We start from the raw sequence: 16,677 nt of genomic DNA on the forward strand, positions 1-16,677 counted from the left end.
CGTGACGCCGCCGCAGGCCCCTTGTCAGGTGATCATGACGGTTTCGTGCCGTGCGACCGGCCAAGCCGGACGCCGCACCGATCCTTCAGCCTCGGGCGCGGTTGAGGCCGATCCCGTCCATCGCGGCCTGATCGCGGACCGATTCGGCCGCCCGCTCGGCGGTGCGCTCGCGATCGTTCAGGATCTCGACCTTCTTCAGCTCCTCAAAGGCCTCGCCGAGCTCGGCCTTGGCCTCGGCGAGCTGGCCCTCCAGCGCCTGGGCGGATTGGCGCATGTTGTCCCGGCGGGCCGCCGCGGCGCGGGCATAGGTCGGGTAGGCGAAGTGGCCGACATCGGTGATGCCGGCGCGGGCCTCCTCGACGGCGACCTCGCGGTCGAGTTCCACCGCCATGCGCTGGAAGTCGGCCATCATCATCTCGATCTGGGTCACGCGCCGGCGCTTCTCGTCGACCTGGAAGCGGCGCAGGCGGATCAGCGTGTCACGCGATTTCATCAGGACGCTCACTCCACGCAACGCTTGAGGCGGGATCCAGGATCACGCCCGGTCCGCGCCCCTAGGCTCCGCCGACGATCTGACCGAGCCTCGCGTAACCATCGCCGATGGACGTTGCTTCTTCCTTACCCTGCCCAAGAAAAGCCTCAAGATGCGGCATGAGGGCCACGGCCTCGTCGACCTCCTGGGACGAGCCGGCACGGTAGGCGCCGAGGCGGATCAGCTCTTCCATATCGGCGTAGGTAGAGAGCAGCCGGCGCGCCCTGCGGACCACCGGCAGATAGACCGGATCGCAGGAGCGCGGCATGGTCCGCGAGACCGAGCGCAGCACGTTGATCGCCGGATAGCGCCCGCGCTCCGCGATGGCGCGCTCCATGACGATGTGGCCGTCGAGGATGCCGCGCACCGCGTCGGCCACCGGCTCGTTGTGGTCGTCGCCCTCGACCAGCACCGTGAACAGCGCCGAGATCGTCCCCTGCCCGACCCCCGGGCCAGCGCGTTCCAGAAGCCGTGGCAATTCCGAAAAAACCGTCGGCGTGTAGCCCTTGGCGGTCGGCGGTTCGCCGGCGGCGAGGCCGATGTCGCGCTGGGCCATGGCGAAGCGCGTGATCGAGTCGATCATGCACAGCACCTTGGCGCCCTGATCGCGGAAATGCTCGGCCACAGACAGCGTCACATAGGCGGCGTTGCGGCGCATGAGGGCCGGCTCGTCGGAGGTCGCCACCACCACGACGGAGCGCGCAAGGCCGGCGGCGCCGAGATCGTCCTGCAGGAATTCCTGGACCTCCCGGCCGCGCTCGCCCACGAGCCCGATCACCGCCACGTCGGCAGCCGTGTAGCGGGCGAGCATCGACAACAGCACCGACTTGCCGACGCCCGAGCCGGCGAAGATGCCCATCCGCTGGCCGGCGCACATGGTCAGGAAGGTGTTGATACAGCGGACGCCGAGATCCAGCGGGCCGCCGACCCGGCTGCGCGCATGCGCCGGGGGCGGATCGGCCCGCAGGCTATAGATGTCCGGTCCCTGCGGCAGGGGGCCGAGGCCGTCGACCGGCCGCCCGAGGGCGTCGATCACCCGGCCGAGCCAGCCGCCGGTCGGGCGGATCGCGCCGGCGGCCTCGTCGCGCACGTAGGCCGGGCAGCCGCGGCGGACGCCCTCCAGCGAGCCGAACGGCATCGCCAGCGCCCGGTCGCCCTGGAAGCCGATGATCTCGCAGGGCACCCGTCCGAGGCCGTCCGCGCCCTCGACATCGATCCGGCCGCCAAGCCGCATCGCCGCCACCGGGCCGGCGACCTCGACCAGCAGGCCGCGGATCGCCACCACCCGGCCGAAGGTCTCCAGCACCTCGACGCGCTCCAGCGCCGCCCGGGCCGCCGCGAGGGCGGCGACGGGTCTTGCCGAATCCTGTGTCATCAGCCGCGCTCTCAACGCTTCGTTTACCGGCCTCCTTAACACTGTGATCCACGGGCACGTAGCGGCTCGGTCCGGCGTCGGGTGACGGCCAAGCTCGCTGAAATCGGGCGCTGTGGCCGGTGAACCACAGCTCGGATCGGGGCGTTTCGTGAGAAGTACTTAGACCGCCGGGGCGAAGGCCCCAGCCGCGGGCGGCGCGCGATCAGGGTCCCGGACGGGGCCGGAGGAGCCAGTTTCCTCCGGTCAAGCTCGCGGATCTGCGAACGTGGCGCTTGCGGTCGGGAATCAGGTTTTGTTAACGATTAATCCATAGCGTTCCACGTCAAGAGTGACGAGGCGCCCGTCCACAGGCCGGTGGCGGGCGAACGACGGGACGTGTCTGCGCGCTGATGCGGCCGGCTGGGCTGGGGACCGACGATGCGGGTACTTTTGATCGAGGACGACAGCGCGACTGCGCAGAGCATCGAACTGATGCTCAAGTCCGAGAACTTCAACACCTACACCACCGACCTCGGTGAGGAAGGGATCGACCTCGGCAAGCTGTACGATTACGACATCATCCTCCTCGATCTGAACCTGCCCGACATGTCGGGCTACGAGGTGCTGCGCAACCTGCGCGTGGCGAAGGTGAAGACCCCGATCCTGATCCTGTCCGGCATGGCCGGCATCGAGGACAAGGTGAAGGGCCTCGGCTTCGGGGCCGACGACTACCTCACCAAGCCGTTCCACAAGGACGAGCTGGTGGCGCGCATCCACGCCATCGTGCGCCGCTCGAAGGGCCACGCCCAGTCGGTGATCACCACCGGCGACCTGATCGTGAATCTCGATCAGAAGACCGTCGAGGTCGGCGGCGCCCGGGTGCACCTGACCGGCAAGGAGTACCAGATGCTGGAACTCCTCTCGCTCCGGAAGGGCACGACGCTCACCAAGGAGATGTTCCTCAACCATCTCTACGGCGGCATGGACGAGCCGGAGCTGAAGATCATCGACGTGTTCATCTGCAAGCTGCGCAAGAAGCTCGCGAACGCCAGCCAGGGTAAGAATTACATCGAGACCGTCTGGGGCCGCGGCTACGTGCTGCGCGAGCCAATGGACGGCGAGGAGCGGATGGCGGTCTGATCCGCCCCACCGACGATCTCGAAAAACCCCGTGCGGTCCGGCCGCGCGGGGTTTTCGTGTTTCTGGACACACCCGTCAGCGCGCGCTTGGCGCAGCGCCTAGGGCAGCCGGACGGCTCCGAACGCGGCGTGGCCCTGGATTGCTTCGCTCCGCTCGCGACGACGATCGACCGCCGTTGCGAACGGGAAGATGCAAACCGCTTACCGCGACCCGGAAAAGACCTGGGCGGCCGGCGCGATCACCACGTAGCTCCCGCAGGGCGCGGCCCGGCTGATCACCGCACTGGCGACGCCCCAGACGTAGAGGCCCCGCCGATCCTGCGCGACGACCGGGCCGCCGGAATCGCCGAAGCAGACCCGGCCGCCCCGGACCTGCGCGATGGTCAGCCCGGTGCTGCTGGCCGCGAGCGGCGTCAGCGCGGCCGTGCGCAACCGCCCGACGGTGTTACCCGACAGGCCGGCCCCGGCGATCCGCAGGCTCTTCGGAACGCGGCTTGGATCGGCCGCCAGCGAGATCGGCCGGCGGTCGCGCACCGGCTCGGTCAGGCGCAGCACCGCGAGGTCGAGGGAGAGATCTGCGAGGCCGACATCCGGGGCCGCGTTCGGCAGCATCTCCCCCGGATCGGGACTGTAGCGGGCCGCGACCCGGGCGCCGTAGACCGGCCGCGTCGGTTCGCTGCCGCGGAAGAACACCACCAGCGCCCCGAGGGGATCGCCGTTCACGCAATGCGCGGCGGTGAGCACGAGATCCGGCGCGACGAGGACGCCGGTGCAGCGGGTCAGCTTCAGCGCCTCCTCGGGCCGGGTGATCGTACCGATGGCGACGGTGGCCCGCGCCAGAGCATCGCGCCCGGCAGGCGCGCCGCCCTGGATCGCTGCGGCCGGGCCAGCGAGGCCGAGCCCGAGCACTAACCCAGATCCGGCGCGGGCGAGACGCCCGCCGAGGGTCCCGAAGATGCTCACGTGCCGATCCCTTTCCCGGCGAACTGTCCGACCTGACAGATGCCGGCCGCGGCATCCGGCGCAAGCGGGCGAGAGGACGCAACTCGATCGTCAGCGCGCTACCGTCCAGGTGGTCGTCCCGTCCTTGTTGTCCTTGACGGCAACGCCCATCGCGGCGAGCGCGTCGCGCGCCCTGTCGGAAGCCGCCCAGTCCTTGGCGGTTCGGGCCGCGCGCCGTTCGGCGATCAGCGCCTCGACCGCCGCGACGTCGACGCCCGAGGCCGCGACCTGCGCAGTCTCGCGCTCGCTTCGGGTGCGCGCGAGAAGTCCGAGCAGGTTCGCCCCGGCCCGCAAGGCCGCAGCTTGCGGCTCCGCGGCACCGAGCCGGTGCAGCTCGTTGATCGCCGCGGGCGTGTTCAGGTCGTCACACAAGGCCTCGACGACCGCGCCGGGGATGTCACGCGCCGCCGGCTCGTCCCCAGCGACGTTGTACCAGCGGTCGAGCACGCGGCTCGACTCCTCCAGCCCACGCAGCGTCCAGTCGATCGGCTGCCGGTAATGCGTCTTGAGCATGGTGAGCCGCACCACCTCCCCCGGCCAGTCCTTCAGCACGTCGCGGATGGTGATGAAGTTGCCGAGCGACTTCGACATCTTCTCCCCCTCCACCTGGAGGAAGCCGTTGTGCAGCCAGACATTGGCCATCACGGGCGTGCCGAAGCAGCAGCGGGTCTGCGCCACCTCGTTCTCGTGATGCGGAAAAATCAGGTCGATGCCGCCCGCGTGGATATCGAAGGTCTGCCCGAGGTGCTTGGCCGACATGGCCGAGCACTCGATGTGCCAGCCCGGACGGCCCGGCTCCGCGATCTTCGCGGGCGACGGCCAGGACGGCTCGCCGGGCTTCGAGGGCTTCCACAGCACGAAATCGAGGGGCGAGCGCTTGTAGGGGGCGACCTCCACCCGCGCGCCGGCCTCCATCTCGTCGAGGGGGCGCTTCGACAGGCCGCCGTAATCCTTCATCGACGGCACGTCGAACAGGACATGGCCCTCCGCCACGTAGGCATGCCCGGAGCGGACCAGCGCCTCGATCATCGCGACCATCTCGGCGATGTGATCGGTCGCGCGGGGCTCGACGAAACGGGGGCGCCCGCCCGCCACGTTCACGTCCTCCGGCATCAGCACGCCGAGATCGCGCACGTCGCGGTGGAACTGGGCCAGCGTCCCGTCGGTGAGTTCGCGGATGGTGATGCCGCGCTCGGCGGCGCGGGCGTTGATCTTGTCGTCCACGTCCGTGACGTTGCGCGCGTAGGTGACGTGCGCCGGCCCGTAGAGGTGGCGCAGCAGCCGGAACAGCAGGTCGAAGACGATGATCGGCCGAGCGTTGCCGATATGGGCGGCGTCGTAGACGGTGGGGCCGCAGGCGTAGACACGGACATGCGCCGGATCGATCGGCGCGAAGGTCTCCTTGGCGCCGGTCAGTGTGTTGTAGAGCCGCAACATCGGCGCCATGAAACGTAACCCTCCTCCCGGCGCCGCCGCCGGCGAAACGCGCCCGCCCGCGAGAGCCTGCGGGGCGCCCGCGGCCGAGAACGGCCGAAACGTGGCAAGGCCGCCGGCGCCGCCACGGCACCGTGTTGCATCGCCGCGACGGCGCGGCCCGCACGATGGGGCTAACCCAAAAGCGTGAGGAATTCGAGAAGGCCCTCGCGCTGCGCGGGTAAGGCTTCCTTAACCGCGCCGTCGGACCGTCCGGGCCACGAACCTCACGCCGCAGTTCCTGTGCTCAAGGACCCTCGATGCGACGCTCGTCCACCGGTATCCTCGCCCTCGCCACCGCCCTTGCCACCGCCGGCCTCGCGCACGCGGCGCTCGCGGGCAGCGACGGCGAGACCCCCGCGCAGGCGCCGAGCCACGTGGAGAAGACCTTCCTGATCCCGTCGAGCGACGGCTACGGCGTCGGCGAGTGCCTGACGACGCCGGGCAGCAGCTGCGGCCAGGTCGTCGCCAACGCGTGGTGCGAGGCGCAAGGGTATGCGGCCGCCAACGCCTACGGTGTCGCCGCGGCCGACGAGTATACCGGCGCGATCAGCCAGCCGGTCCCGGCCCCGACGGAGCGGCCGATCCGGATCACCTGCCAGGATTGATCGCCCGGGCCTGCCCTACTTCATGGCATCGGCGCATTTCGGCGCCGGCTCCGTGCCCCAGGGGGCGAGCGGCACCGCCGAGGTCGAGTTCTTCGGCGAACCCTGGATGACCTTGTCAGAATACACCATGTAGATCAGCGTATTGCGCCGTGCGTCGCAGCCGCGCACGATCTGCATCGACTTGAAGATCAGCGAGCGCCGCTCGCTGAACACCACCTCGCCCTGGCTCAGCTTGCCCTTGAAGGCCACCGGCCCGGTCTGGCGGCAAGCCAGCGAGATGTCCGAGACATCCTCGGCCAGACCCAGCGTGCCCTTGATCCCGCCCTTCTCGGGCTGCGTGTACCAGCACGCGACGCCTGCCACCGCCGGATCGTCGATGCCGTAGACGACCAGCTTGTCGTTGGGTGTCAGCGGGCGCCAGACCGTCGACTTGTCGAATATCCGATCCGGCTCCTGAGCGGCCGCGGGTCCGGCTGCGGCCAGACCAAGCGCCAGAGCGCCAACATAGGTGAGACTCCGAAACCACATCGCTGGCCAATTCCCCCTCAAGCTTGTCGATGGGATGTAGGAGGGGTGTCGCCGTCCTGCGAGGGGGCGTAGGATCGTCGTGTTTCGGCCCCGAAGCGCGGACGCACGCCGCCCGGCGTCTTCGGAACGGAGCGTGCCCGGTCACCACGATGCATCGTATGCCTCATCGTCCGATCGTCCGTTCGCTCGGCCGCGTCATCCTGAGCGCGGTCCTCGCCCTCGGGCTGTGCCACGCCCTCCTCGGCCAGGCCACCGCGCAGGAGACACCGGCGGACCCGCAGGCCGCCGAAGCGCGGCCCGCGCCGCAGGGGCCCTCGCCCCAGTGCCGTCGCTACCGGGCGGAACTCGCGTCTCTTCAGAACGGCGCCAGCACGACGCGGGCGCTCAACGACGAGATCGGGCGGCTCGAGGCGTATTACCGCGGCCTCAACTGCACGGAAAAGTTCCTGTTCTTCGATACGCGCCCGCCGCAATGTGGTGCCGTCGAGCAGCGGATCCGCGCCCTGAAGGCGACCTATGGCGGCGCGGCGCTCGACGACAACGGGACGCGGCGACGCGAATTGCAGAGCCTCGTTGCCTCGACCTGCACGGCGCGGGAAACCTACGCGGCGAGCGGCGAATCCTATGCCCGGGGCGGCCCGCAGATGGTCTGCGTGCGGACCTGCGACGGCGGCTTCTTCCCGCTGCGCAACCTGCCCGAAGGCCGCGGCGGCGCGGACGAGATGTGCCAGGCGCTCTGCCCCGGCACCGAGGCCCAGGCGTATTCCATGCCCTACGGCGACGACGCCCTGAAGCACGCCGCCACGGTGAAGGGCAGCCGCGCCTATACGAGCCTCGCCAGCGCGTTCAAGTTCCGCAAGGAATTCGTCCCGAACTGCTCCTGCAAGCCCGAGGGCAAGACCTGGGCGCAGTCGCTGGTCAAAGCCGAGAGCATGCTGGTCCGGCACAAGGGCGACATCTTCGTGACGCCGATGCAGGCCGAAGCGCTGTCCCGCCCGAAGGTCAGGCTGACGCTGGTCGGCCGGGCGGACCGGACCGCGGCGGAACTGGCCGCCGACGCGGCCGGACGCGCCGGACTCGGGACGAAGGGCGACGCCGAGGCGGGCAAGGATGGCTCGGAATCCCCCGGTCCGCCGGCCAGCCCCGCCAGGCCGGACCATGTGGCCGTTCGCATCATCGCGCCGAACGTGATCGCAGTGCCTCAGCGCCTCACGCCCTAGCGCGCCCGCACGGAACCAATCACGGCGCCCCGTGTTCGGCTCGGCCTGACCCGATACGAGGCTTCGATGCCGCTCCTGCGACTGCTCCTCCTGACTGGCACCGTCCTTCCGACCCTGACCTTCCTTCAGGCGGCCGACGCGGCGCCGGGTCGGATCCTGCTGGCCCAGGGCGGGCCTGAGGAGCGCGGTCCCCGGGGCGGCGAGCCGCCGCACGGCGGCCCGCGCCCGGAGCGTCCGCCGCAGGAACATCCCGGCCCGCCCTCCGGGGCGCCGGCCGGACGCGAGCGGCCGGAGCCGCGCCCGGAACACGCCGCCCCGCCGCCGCGGGAACGTCCGGAGCCCCCGGCGCCACGCCCGGCGGAGCCGCCCCAGCGGGACCGTGCCCCCGAGCGGCGTCCCGAACCGCCGGCCGCGCGACCACCGGCGCCTGAGCGGCGACAGGAGCATCAGCCCGAACGCGAGGACCGTCAGCCGGATCGGCCCGCGCCGGATCGGAACGGCGGTCCCGGTGCCCAGCCCCGGCCGGGCAACGAACGGCCATCGGCTCCCCCCCCGCCGCAACAGGCGCCCGATCGTGATCGCCGGGCGCCCGACACGGATCGCCCGAGAGCGCCACAAGGCGGGCCGGATCGGTCCAGCCCGCGGCCCGACAACCGGCCGCCTCCGGGCGCTGGCCCGGCTGGCGAGCCGGGCCGGCCCGCGCCGCCCGACACGGCGCCGGGAGCACCCGGACGCCCGGTTCAACGGCAGGATCCGCAGCGGCAAGACGTTCAGCGTCAGGACGTTCAGCCCGCCGACCGGCCCCGGCCGAATGCCGGTCCGGGTGGGGATCCGAACCGCCCCGCGCCGCCCAACATGGCTCCCGGCGTTCCGGGACGGCCGGTTCAGCGTCAGGACGTCCAGCCCGATGGCCGACCGCAGCCGAATGCCGGCCCCGGCGCGGCGCCGAGCCGCGCCTTGCCGCCCAACATGGCACCCGGGATCCCAGGGCGTCCGTTCCAGCCCCCCGGCCAAGCGGCTGCCCCGGCGGGCGCGGTCGGCGGGGGCGGATTCAACGCACCGGGTCAGCCGGGCTACGTCGCTGGCGGCTTCCGGCAGGACGATGCGGCGCGCACGTTCGAGGCGGTTCGCAGCGACCGCCGCGAGTTCAACGCGGACGGCCGCACCTACTATCGCGAGCCGGGGCGCATCATCGTACGCGACCGGGACAGCTACCTGATCCGCCACGACGAGAACGAGCGCTTCCGCGACCTCGATCCGCGGGGCTACCGCTTCGAGCGGCAGGGCACCGACTTCTACAGCACGATCGATCGGCCCGGCGGCGAGCAGGTCGTCACCGTGACCGACGACGACGGACGTCTGCTGCGCCGCTACCTCCGCTACCGCGACGGGCGTGAGCTGGTGCTGATTGACAACGGCTACGCGGGCCCGCTGCGTCCGATCTACGAGGACGTGGTGGTGCTGCCGCCCCCGGACATCCGGATCCCGCGCGATCGCTATATCGTCGATTATGCGCAGGCGGACGAAGGCGAGATCTACGAGGCGCTGACGGCACCGCCGGTGGTCGCCGTCGATCGCCGCTACACGCTCGATCAGATCCGCTACAGCCCCGACCTCCGCGCCCGGATGCGCTCGGTCGACATCAATACGATCACCTTCGACACAGGCTCGTTCACGGTCACGCCGGATCAGGCGTCGAAGCTCTCCGTGATCGCCGCCGCGATGAACCGGTCCATACGGGCCAACCCGCGGGAGGTGTTCCTGATCGAGGGCTTCACGGACGCGGTCGGCTCGGCCATCGACAACCTCTCCCTGTCGGACCGGCGTGCCCAGTCGGTCGCGACCGTCCTCACGCAGCAATTCCAGGTGCCGCCGGAGAATCTGACGACCCAGGGCTATGGCGAGCAGTACCTCAAGGTGAACACGCAAGGGCCGTCGCGGGAGAACCGCCGCGTCGTCGTCCAGCGGATCACGCCGCTGCTGCAGCAGGGGCAGGATCAGGGCGGCCAAGCCGCGCCGCCGCGGCCGCGGTGAGCCCATCGGCCGCGCAGGCCTGCGCCCCGCGCGGTCGTTGACGGCGGGGCGCCGGCGACCCGGCACCGATTCGAAGGCAGTATGGAACGGGCATGGACAGCGAAGCGGACGGGCGGCTGATCCGGTCGGGGACACCCGTCTTCCGCCGCACGGCGCTGGCGCTCGCGGCCGCCGGGTTCTCGACTTTCGCGGTGCTCTATGCGGTCCAGCCCCTGCTCCCGATCTATGCCGACGATTTTTCGGTCTCCCCGGCCGAGAGCAGCCTGGCGCTGTCGTTGCCCTGCGGCCTGCTGGCTCTGGCGCTCCTCGTCGTCAGCCCGCTGTCGGAGGTGTGGGGCCGCAAACCCGTGATGCTGGCCTCGCTGCTGGCCTCCGCGCTGCTCACCATCGTGGCCGCGCTGGTTCCCGGCTGGCACGGCTTCCTGGTGCTGCGCGCGCTGACCGGTCTGACGGCGAGCGGGTTGCCCGCCGTCGCCATGGCCTATCTGGCGGAGGAGATGGATGCGCAGGCCATCGGCCTGTCGATGGGACTGCTGGTCGGCGGCAACGCGCTGGGCGGCATGTCGGGGCGCCTCATCAGCGGCGTCATGGCCGATCATGTCGGCTGGCGGATCGGGCTCGCCACCATCGGCGTGCTGGCCCTGGCCGCGGCCTTCGCGTTCTGGCGCTGGCTGCCGCCCTCGCGCAGCTTCGTGGCGCGCCGCATGGCGTGGCGCGAGGTGCCGGGCAGCTTCGGCCACCATTTCCGCGATGCCGGCCTACCATGGCTGTTCGTCGAGGCGTTCCTGCTGATGGGCGGCTTCGTCTGCATCTACAACTACATCGGCTTCCGGCTGCTCGATCCGCCCTTCTCGCTGAGCCAGACGGTGATCGGCCTGATCTTTTCCGTCTATCTCGCCGGGATGGTGAGCAGCCCCGTGGCCGGCGAACTCGCCAGCCGCTTCGGCCGGAGGCGGGTGCTGTGGCTCGCCACCGGCCTCGGACTCGCCGGGATCCTCATGACCCTGTCCGACCACATCCTGGTGATCGTCTTCGGGATCGTGGTGACGACGGTGGGTTTCTTCGGCGCGCACTCCGTGGCGAGCAGTTGGGTCGGCCGGCGGGCACGGCGCGACCGGGCGCAGGCCTCCTCGATCTACCTGTGCCTGTACTATCTCGGTTCCTCGGTGCTCGGTACCGCCGGCGGCTGGTTCTTCGCCCATTCCGGGTGGACCGGCGTGGTGCTGTTCGTGGGTGCGCTCTACGGGCTGGCGCTGGCCGTGGCGCTGCGGCTGGCACGACTGGCGCCGCTGACGACGTAACCCTCGCAGATCTGCGGCTGTCGCGCGTATCCGCCTGCTGGACTGCGGTTCTATTGGCAAGCCTTGCCAATGTCTGCCATCCCGCGACGCCGAGGTGCCGACGTGGCGACCATGCCTGTCCATGGCGAGCCTGGGGCGGGCATCCTCATCGGTCGCGTTCCGCACGGTCGACGGGATCGGGAACGGGCGCTCGCGTGAGGAGCGCACCGTCCCGGATTGTCGGGCATGGACGATTGCGGATCGCGACGGCGCGCGGCATCGTCCCGGCGAGATTCCCCGGCCCAAGCATCCGAATCGAGAGCCACATTCATGAGCGGGCGCAGCCACGCCAGCCACGTCGTCGACCAGTTCGGTGCGCAGGCCGCCGCCTACGTGGCGAGCGCGGTCCATGCCGGGGGCGCCGATCTCGACCGGATCGCCGTCCTGATCCGGGCGTTGCCGGGGGCGAAGGTGCTCGATCTCGGTTGCGGCGGCCATGTCGCCTTCGCCGCGGCGACGGCCGGCGCGGCGGTCACCGCCTATGATCTGTCGGCCGAGATGCTGGCCGCGGTGTCTGCGGAAGCAGCCCTGCGCGGGCTCGACAACATCGAGACCCTCCAGGGTGCGGCCGAGGCGATGCCCTTCCCGGATGCGCGCTTCGACGCGGTGCTGACCCGGTTCAGCGCTCATCACTGGCGCGACGTGCCGGCCGCCCTCGCGGAGGCCCGGCGGGTTCTGAAGCCCGAGGGTCTGCTCGTCGCCTGCGACGTGGTGGCCCCCGAGGATCCGCTGCTCGACACGCATCTCCAGGCGGTGGAACTGCTGCGCGATCCCTCACACGTGCGCGACTACCGGCTCACGGAATGGCGCGCCATGCTGAAGACGGCCGGCTTCGCGCCCGGCGCCGTGCTGGCGAGCCGACCGCGCATGGAGTTCGCGAGCTGGATCGCCCGCATGCGCACGCCGCCGACCCAGGTCGCGGCGATCCGGGCGCTTCAGGCCTCGGCCGCCGCCGAGGTCACGGCGCATTTCCAGATCGAGTCGGACGGCAGCTTCCTGCTCGATTCCGTGCTGATCGAGGCGCGCCCGCGCTGAACCGGGGCTTGGCCGTTGCGGTAGGGGCGCCGGGCTCCCATCTTGCGGAACCGCGCAACCAGAGGGAGCCGACCCCGCCCGGCGGGGAGCTGGCTCGATGATACGGCCTGATCGAGCTCGCCACCGTCGTCCTGCTGATCGTGCTGAACGGTGTGTTCTCCCTCTCGGAGCTGGCCCTCGTCTCCGCGCGCAAGAGCCGGCTGCGCGCGCTGGCCGACGCGCGCCGCCCCGGCGCGAAAGCCGCGCTGACGCTCGCCGAGGAGCCGGGGCGCTTCCTGTCAACCGTACAGATCGGCATCACGCTGATCGGTATCCTGTCGGGCGTGGTCTCGGGCGCGGCGCTCGGTGACCGGCTGGCCCTGATCCTGATCGACCTCGGCCTGCCGCGGGGCTGGGCCGACACGCTGGGCTACAGCCTCGTGATCGGGGTGATCACCTACCTGTCGGTGATCATCGGCGAGCTGGTGCCAAAGCACCTCGCCCTGCGCAATCCCGAGCGGATCGCCTGCGCGGTGGCCCCCGGCATGCGCGTGGTTTCGAAGGCGGCGCTGCCGGCCGTCTACCTGCTCGATGCCTCGACCCGGGCCGTGTTCCGCCTGATCGGCTAGGAGACTGAGAGCGCCAGCGCGGTCACCGAGGAGGAGATCCGCAGTCTGGTGGCCGAGGCGGAGACGGCCGGCGTGATCGAGGGCGGCGAGCGGGCGATGATCTCCGGCGTGCTGCGGCTCGGCGACCGGCTGGTGCGCGGCATCATGACCCCGCGCACCGACGTGGCCTGGATCGACCTCGCTGACGATCCGGAGACCGTCCGAGCCCGGATCCTCGCGAGCCCCCATGCCCGGCTGCCGGTCGCCGATGGCGGCCCCGACGCAATGATCGGCGTGCTGCAGGTGCGCGACCTGATCGGGCCCCTGTCGCGGGGCGAACCGCTCGACCTGCGTGCGCATCTGCGGCCGGCTCCGGTGCTGCCGGACACGCTCGATGCCCTCGATGCGCTCAATGTCCTGCGCAACGCCCGGGTACCGATGGCACTGGTCCACGACGAGTACGGCCATTTCGACGGACTGGTGACGCCCGCCGACATCCTCGACGCCATCGCGGGCGCGTTCCCCTCGGAACAGGCCGAACCGGACGCGGTGCGCCGCCCGGACGGGTCCTGGCTGATCGCCGGCTCGATGCCGGCCGACGAGCTGGCCGACCAGCTGGGTTTAAGGCTCCCGCCCTCGCGCGACTACGCCACCGCGGCCGGCCTCGTCATCGCCACGCTCCAGCGCCTGCCTGAGACGGGCGAGACCTGCGAGATCGCGGGCTGGCGGTTCGAGGTGGTGGATCTCGATGGGCGGCGCGTCGACAAGCTCTTGGCGACGCGATTGCAAGAGGCTGAGTCAGCTTAGATCCGGCCGCTCTCAGTGAGGTTGCGATCCTTCCGCATCACCGCGTCAGGGAGGACGACGCGGCCGGCGCGCGAGGCGGTCAGGCCCTCCTCGATCTGCGCGGTAAACGCCAGCTCGTAATCAACGCATCCGGCGACCGCCTCGCCGATGATCGCACCTCTGTTGCGGTCGGCTCCCTCGCACAGGCTGGCGGGCTTGGCCGGCACGTCGGCCCGGCAGCTCGGCGACCGATATGGACTGGTTCGCCATCACGCCGCCTCACCCGCGAGCCGCCGCGCCGCTTGCTCCCGCCCGATCAGCGGCAGCAGGCCGGCGAGATCAGGCCCATGCTCCAGCCCTGTGAGGGCGAGCCGGAGCGGCATGAACAGGCTCCGGCCCTTGGCCCCGGTGCGGGTACGGATCTCGGTCGTCCAGGCCTTCCACGTCTCGGGGCCGAAAGGCTCCGGCGGCAGGGTTTCCCGGGCGGCCGCAATCACGGCCGGCTCGGTCAGCACCGGCTCCACCGGGCCGGCGACGACCCGCCACCACGCGGCCGCCTCCGGGACCCGGGTGAGATTGGCCCGCACCGTCAGCCAGAACGCCTCCGCGCGCTCCGCCGGGGTCCCGAGCTGCGCCAGCCGGTCGGCCACCTCGGAATACGGCATGGCGTGAACGAGGCGCGCGTTGAGACCGTCGAGTTCCGCCGTATCGAACCGGGCCGGCGCCCGGGAGATCTCGGCGAGGTCGATCAGGCCGGCCAGCGTATCGAGGTCGGGCACGGCCCGCACGGCTTCGGCCGAACCGGTGAGCACCGCGAGTGAGCGCACGGCGGCGGGCTCGTAGCCGGCCTCGCGCAGGCCGCGCAGCGACAGGTGGCCGAGCCGCTTCGACAGCCCCTCCCCGTCCGCGGTCGTGAGCAGGTTGTGGTGGCCGAACACCGGCACTGCAGCGCCGAGCGCCTCGAAGATCTGCACCTGCACGCCGGTGTTGGTCACGTGGTCCTCGCCCCGGATCACGTGGGTGATGCCGAGATCGGCGTCGTCCACCACGGAGGGCAGCGTGTAGAGGTAGCTGCCGTCGGCGCGGATCACCACGGGATCGGACAGGGACGCGCAGTCGACATGGGCCGGCCCGCGGACGAGGTCGTCCCAGGTCACGGTGCGGGCTTCCAGGAGGAAGCGCCAGTGCGGCCGGCGTCCCTCTGCCTCCAGGGCGGCGCGCTCCTCATCGGTGAGCTTGAGCCCCGCCCGGTCGTAGATCGGCGGCTGACCGCGGCCGAGCTGGCGCCGGCGGCGGCGTTCCAGTTCCTCCTGGGTCTCGTAGCAGGGATAGAGCCGCCCGGCCGCGCGCAGGCGATCGGCGGCGGCATCGTGCTGCGCCTTCCGGTCGCTCTGCCGGGCAAACAGGTCGGGCTCGATCCCGAGCCACGCCAGATCCTCCCGGATCGCTTCGGCAAACGCCGCCGTCGAGCGTTCCGCGTCCGTGTCGTCGAGGCGCAGGAGGAAGCGCCCGCCGGTCCGGCGGGCGAACAGCGCGTTCAGCAGCGCCGGCCGGGCGTTGCCGATATGGAGGTAGCCGGTCGGCGACGGGGCGAAGCGGACGAGGGTCATGATCCGCTCCATACCCGATCTTCGGCCCGGTGGTGCAGGACTTCCGGGGTTCGGCCCCCCGCCCGGCTCATGGCGGCCTGCGGTCGAGCGGCTACCCAGGGTCGTGAAAACCCGTCACAAGGCTCCGCTTGACGCGGGACGGGGCGCAATGGCGACGGACGAGACGGCCGACATCGTGGTGATTGGCGGCGGGATGGTCGGCCTCGCCAGCGCGATCGCGCTGAAGGATCGCGGCCTCGACGTGGTCCTGTGCGATCCCGGCGAGGCCCGGGCCCGGACCTCCTACGGCAATGCCGGCGTGGTCAGCCGCGGCTCGATCCTGCCGATGTCGAGCCCGGCCCTGTGGGGCAAGCTCCCGGCCTATCTGCGCAACGCCGACCGGGGCCTGCGCCTGAACTACGCGCACCTGCCGCGGATCCTGCCCTACGCGGCGCATTTCCTGGCGAGCGCCCGCGCCGCCCGCTGGCGCCGGGCCGCCGAGGCGCTGCTGCCGCTGACGAGCGCCGCCTACCCGGCTCACGAACGCCTCGCCGCCCGGGCGGGGACGGGCGACCGACTGCAGCGGACCGGCTGGCTGAAGGCCTACCGCTCCGAAGCCGCCTTCGCGTCCGCCGCCCTGGAGCGCGAGATCCTGGCCGGGCACGGCGTCGCCTTCGAGATCCTCGATACGGCGGCCCTGCGCGATCTGGAGCCGGCCTTGATACGGCCCTACGCGAAGGCGATGCTACTGACCGAGACCGGCTCGGTGCGCGAGCCCGGCCGGCTGATCGAGGCCTGCGAGGCGCTGTTCTCGGGGCTCGGCGGACGCCGCCTGCGCGGCAGCGTCGCGCGGCTGGCGCCGGATGCCGGCGGATGGCGGGTCGATCTGGAGGCCGGCACGGTCCGGGCGCGGCAGGTGGTGCTCGCGGCGGGCGCCGCCTCGGGGGCACTCGCGCGGACGCTCGGCTACCGCTTCGCGGTGGCGGCCGAGCGCGGCTACCACCGCCACTACGCCCTGCATCCGGACAGTCCGCCGCTGACCCGGCCGGTGCTCGACACGGGCGCTGGGTCGATCCTCTCGCCGATGGGCGAGCATCGGGTCCGGGTGCTGTCGGGCGTGGAACTCAACGCCCGGCACGCCGCCCCCGACCATACGCAGATCGAGGCGGCCTCCCGCGAGGCCGCCGGAACCCTGCGGCTGGGCGGCCCCCTCGACAACGCGCCCTGGCTCGGCTCCCGCCCCTCGACGCCGGACGGGATGCCGGTGATCGGCCAGGCGCCGCGGCACGACGGATTGGTCTTCGCCTTCGGCCACGGCCATATCGGCCTCTCGACCGGCCCGATCACCGGCGAGATCGTGGCCGACCTCGCCACCGGCCAAGCCCCGAGGGTGCCGGTGGCGGCCTTCGCACCGGAGCGGCTGCTGCGCTGGCCGCGCCTGCTCTGACGC

The 16,677-nt window shown here is 71.4% G+C and carries 14 protein-coding genes and 1 pseudogene; 8 read left to right on the forward strand and 7 right to left on the reverse strand.

Annotation, left to right across the window (positions count from 1 at the left end; translation table 11 throughout):
• Positions 1–85: 85 nt before the first annotated feature.
• Both fliJ and fliI read right to left on the reverse strand, forming a co-directional pair.
• Positions 86–493 carry a flagellar export protein FliJ gene (gene fliJ / locus MKK75_RS22190; RefSeq protein WP_244044682.1) on the reverse strand — a complete coding sequence of 136 codons (408 nt, stop codon included), beginning with the start codon at positions 491–493 and terminating at the stop codon, positions 86–88.
• Positions 494–554: 61 nt separating this feature from the next.
• On the reverse strand, positions 555–1,907 hold the full coding sequence (fliI, locus tag MKK75_RS22195; RefSeq protein ID WP_244044683.1) for a flagellar protein export ATPase FliI: 1,353 nt from the start codon (positions 1,905–1,907) through the stop codon (positions 555–557).
• Between the two features lie 417 nt (positions 1,908–2,324).
• Between fliI and ctrA the strand changes: the two genes are divergently transcribed.
• Entirely contained in the window at positions 2,325–3,026 is a 702-nt protein-coding gene (gene ctrA / locus MKK75_RS22200) for a response regulator transcription factor CtrA (RefSeq protein ID WP_161393306.1), read from the forward strand.
• Positions 3,027–3,226: 200 nt separating this feature from the next.
• On the opposite strand, the gene MKK75_RS22205 is transcribed toward ctrA, so the two are convergent.
• Both MKK75_RS22205 and cysS read right to left on the reverse strand, forming a co-directional pair.
• On the reverse strand, positions 3,227–3,988 hold the full coding sequence (locus MKK75_RS22205) for a trypsin-like serine protease (protein WP_244044684.1): 762 nt from the start codon (positions 3,986–3,988) through the stop codon (positions 3,227–3,229).
• 90 nt (positions 3,989–4,078) lie between these two features.
• Positions 4,079–5,473, reverse strand: a complete 1,395-nt coding sequence (gene cysS / locus MKK75_RS22210) for a cysteine--tRNA ligase (RefSeq protein WP_244044685.1) — start codon at positions 5,471–5,473, stop codon at positions 4,079–4,081.
• 287 nt (positions 5,474–5,760) lie between these two features.
• Between cysS and MKK75_RS22215 the strand changes: the two genes are divergently transcribed.
• Positions 5,761–6,108 carry a hypothetical protein gene (locus MKK75_RS22215; protein WP_244044686.1) on the forward strand — a complete coding sequence of 116 codons (348 nt, stop codon included), beginning with the start codon at positions 5,761–5,763 and terminating at the stop codon, positions 6,106–6,108.
• 15 nt (positions 6,109–6,123) lie between these two features.
• Here MKK75_RS22215 and MKK75_RS22220 read toward each other — a convergent pair whose 3' ends face one another.
• Complete coding sequence (locus tag MKK75_RS22220) at positions 6,124–6,636, reverse strand: CreA family protein (protein WP_244044687.1); 513 nt, start codon at positions 6,634–6,636, stop codon at positions 6,124–6,126.
• A 158-nt stretch (positions 6,637–6,794) separates the two neighbouring features.
• Between MKK75_RS22220 and MKK75_RS22225 the strand changes: the two genes are divergently transcribed.
• The 5 genes and pseudogenes from MKK75_RS22225 to MKK75_RS22245 all read left to right on the forward strand — a co-directional run bounded on the left by MKK75_RS22225 (position 6,795) and on the right by MKK75_RS22245 (position 13,659).
• Positions 6,795–7,856 (forward strand): DUF2865 domain-containing protein, encoded by a 1,062-nt coding sequence (locus tag MKK75_RS22225; RefSeq protein ID WP_244044688.1) that lies wholly within the window; start codon positions 6,795–6,797, stop codon positions 7,854–7,856.
• Positions 7,857–7,922: 66 nt separating this feature from the next.
• On the forward strand, positions 7,923–9,890 hold the full coding sequence (locus MKK75_RS36420) for an OmpA family protein (protein WP_244044689.1): 1,968 nt from the start codon (positions 7,923–7,925) through the stop codon (positions 9,888–9,890).
• A 92-nt stretch (positions 9,891–9,982) separates the two neighbouring features.
• Positions 9,983–11,191: an MFS transporter gene (locus MKK75_RS22235; RefSeq protein WP_244044690.1), complete on the forward strand. Its 1,209-nt coding sequence runs from the start codon at positions 9,983–9,985 to the stop codon at positions 11,189–11,191.
• Between the two features lie 309 nt (positions 11,192–11,500).
• Positions 11,501–12,265 (forward strand): class I SAM-dependent methyltransferase, encoded by a 765-nt coding sequence (locus MKK75_RS22240; RefSeq protein WP_244044691.1) that lies wholly within the window; start codon positions 11,501–11,503, stop codon positions 12,263–12,265.
• A 107-nt stretch (positions 12,266–12,372) separates the two neighbouring features.
• Positions 12,373–13,659: pseudogene (locus tag MKK75_RS22245) on the forward strand (hemolysin family protein).
• On the opposite strand, the gene MKK75_RS22250 reads toward MKK75_RS22245, so the two are convergent.
• Complete coding sequence (locus MKK75_RS22250; RefSeq protein ID WP_244044692.1) at positions 13,656–13,865, reverse strand: hypothetical protein; 210 nt, start codon at positions 13,863–13,865, stop codon at positions 13,656–13,658. The pseudogene MKK75_RS22245 and the gene MKK75_RS22250 sit on opposite strands and share 4 nt — an antisense overlap.
• Positions 13,866–13,907: 42 nt before the next feature.
• On the reverse strand, positions 13,908–15,248 hold the full coding sequence (gene gltX, locus MKK75_RS22255; protein ID WP_244044693.1) for a glutamate--tRNA ligase: 1,341 nt from the start codon (positions 15,246–15,248) through the stop codon (positions 13,908–13,910).
• A gap of 148 nt (positions 15,249–15,396) precedes the next feature.
• Here gltX and MKK75_RS22260 point away from each other — a divergent pair, with 148 nt between their 5' ends.
• Positions 15,397–16,674, forward strand: a complete 1,278-nt coding sequence (locus tag MKK75_RS22260; RefSeq protein ID WP_244044694.1) for an NAD(P)/FAD-dependent oxidoreductase — start codon at positions 15,397–15,399, stop codon at positions 16,672–16,674.
• Positions 16,675–16,677: the final 3 nt, after the last annotated feature.

This window comes from Methylobacterium sp. J-030 (assembly GCF_022829545.1).
Lineage (GTDB): Bacteria > Pseudomonadota > Alphaproteobacteria > Rhizobiales > Beijerinckiaceae > Methylobacterium.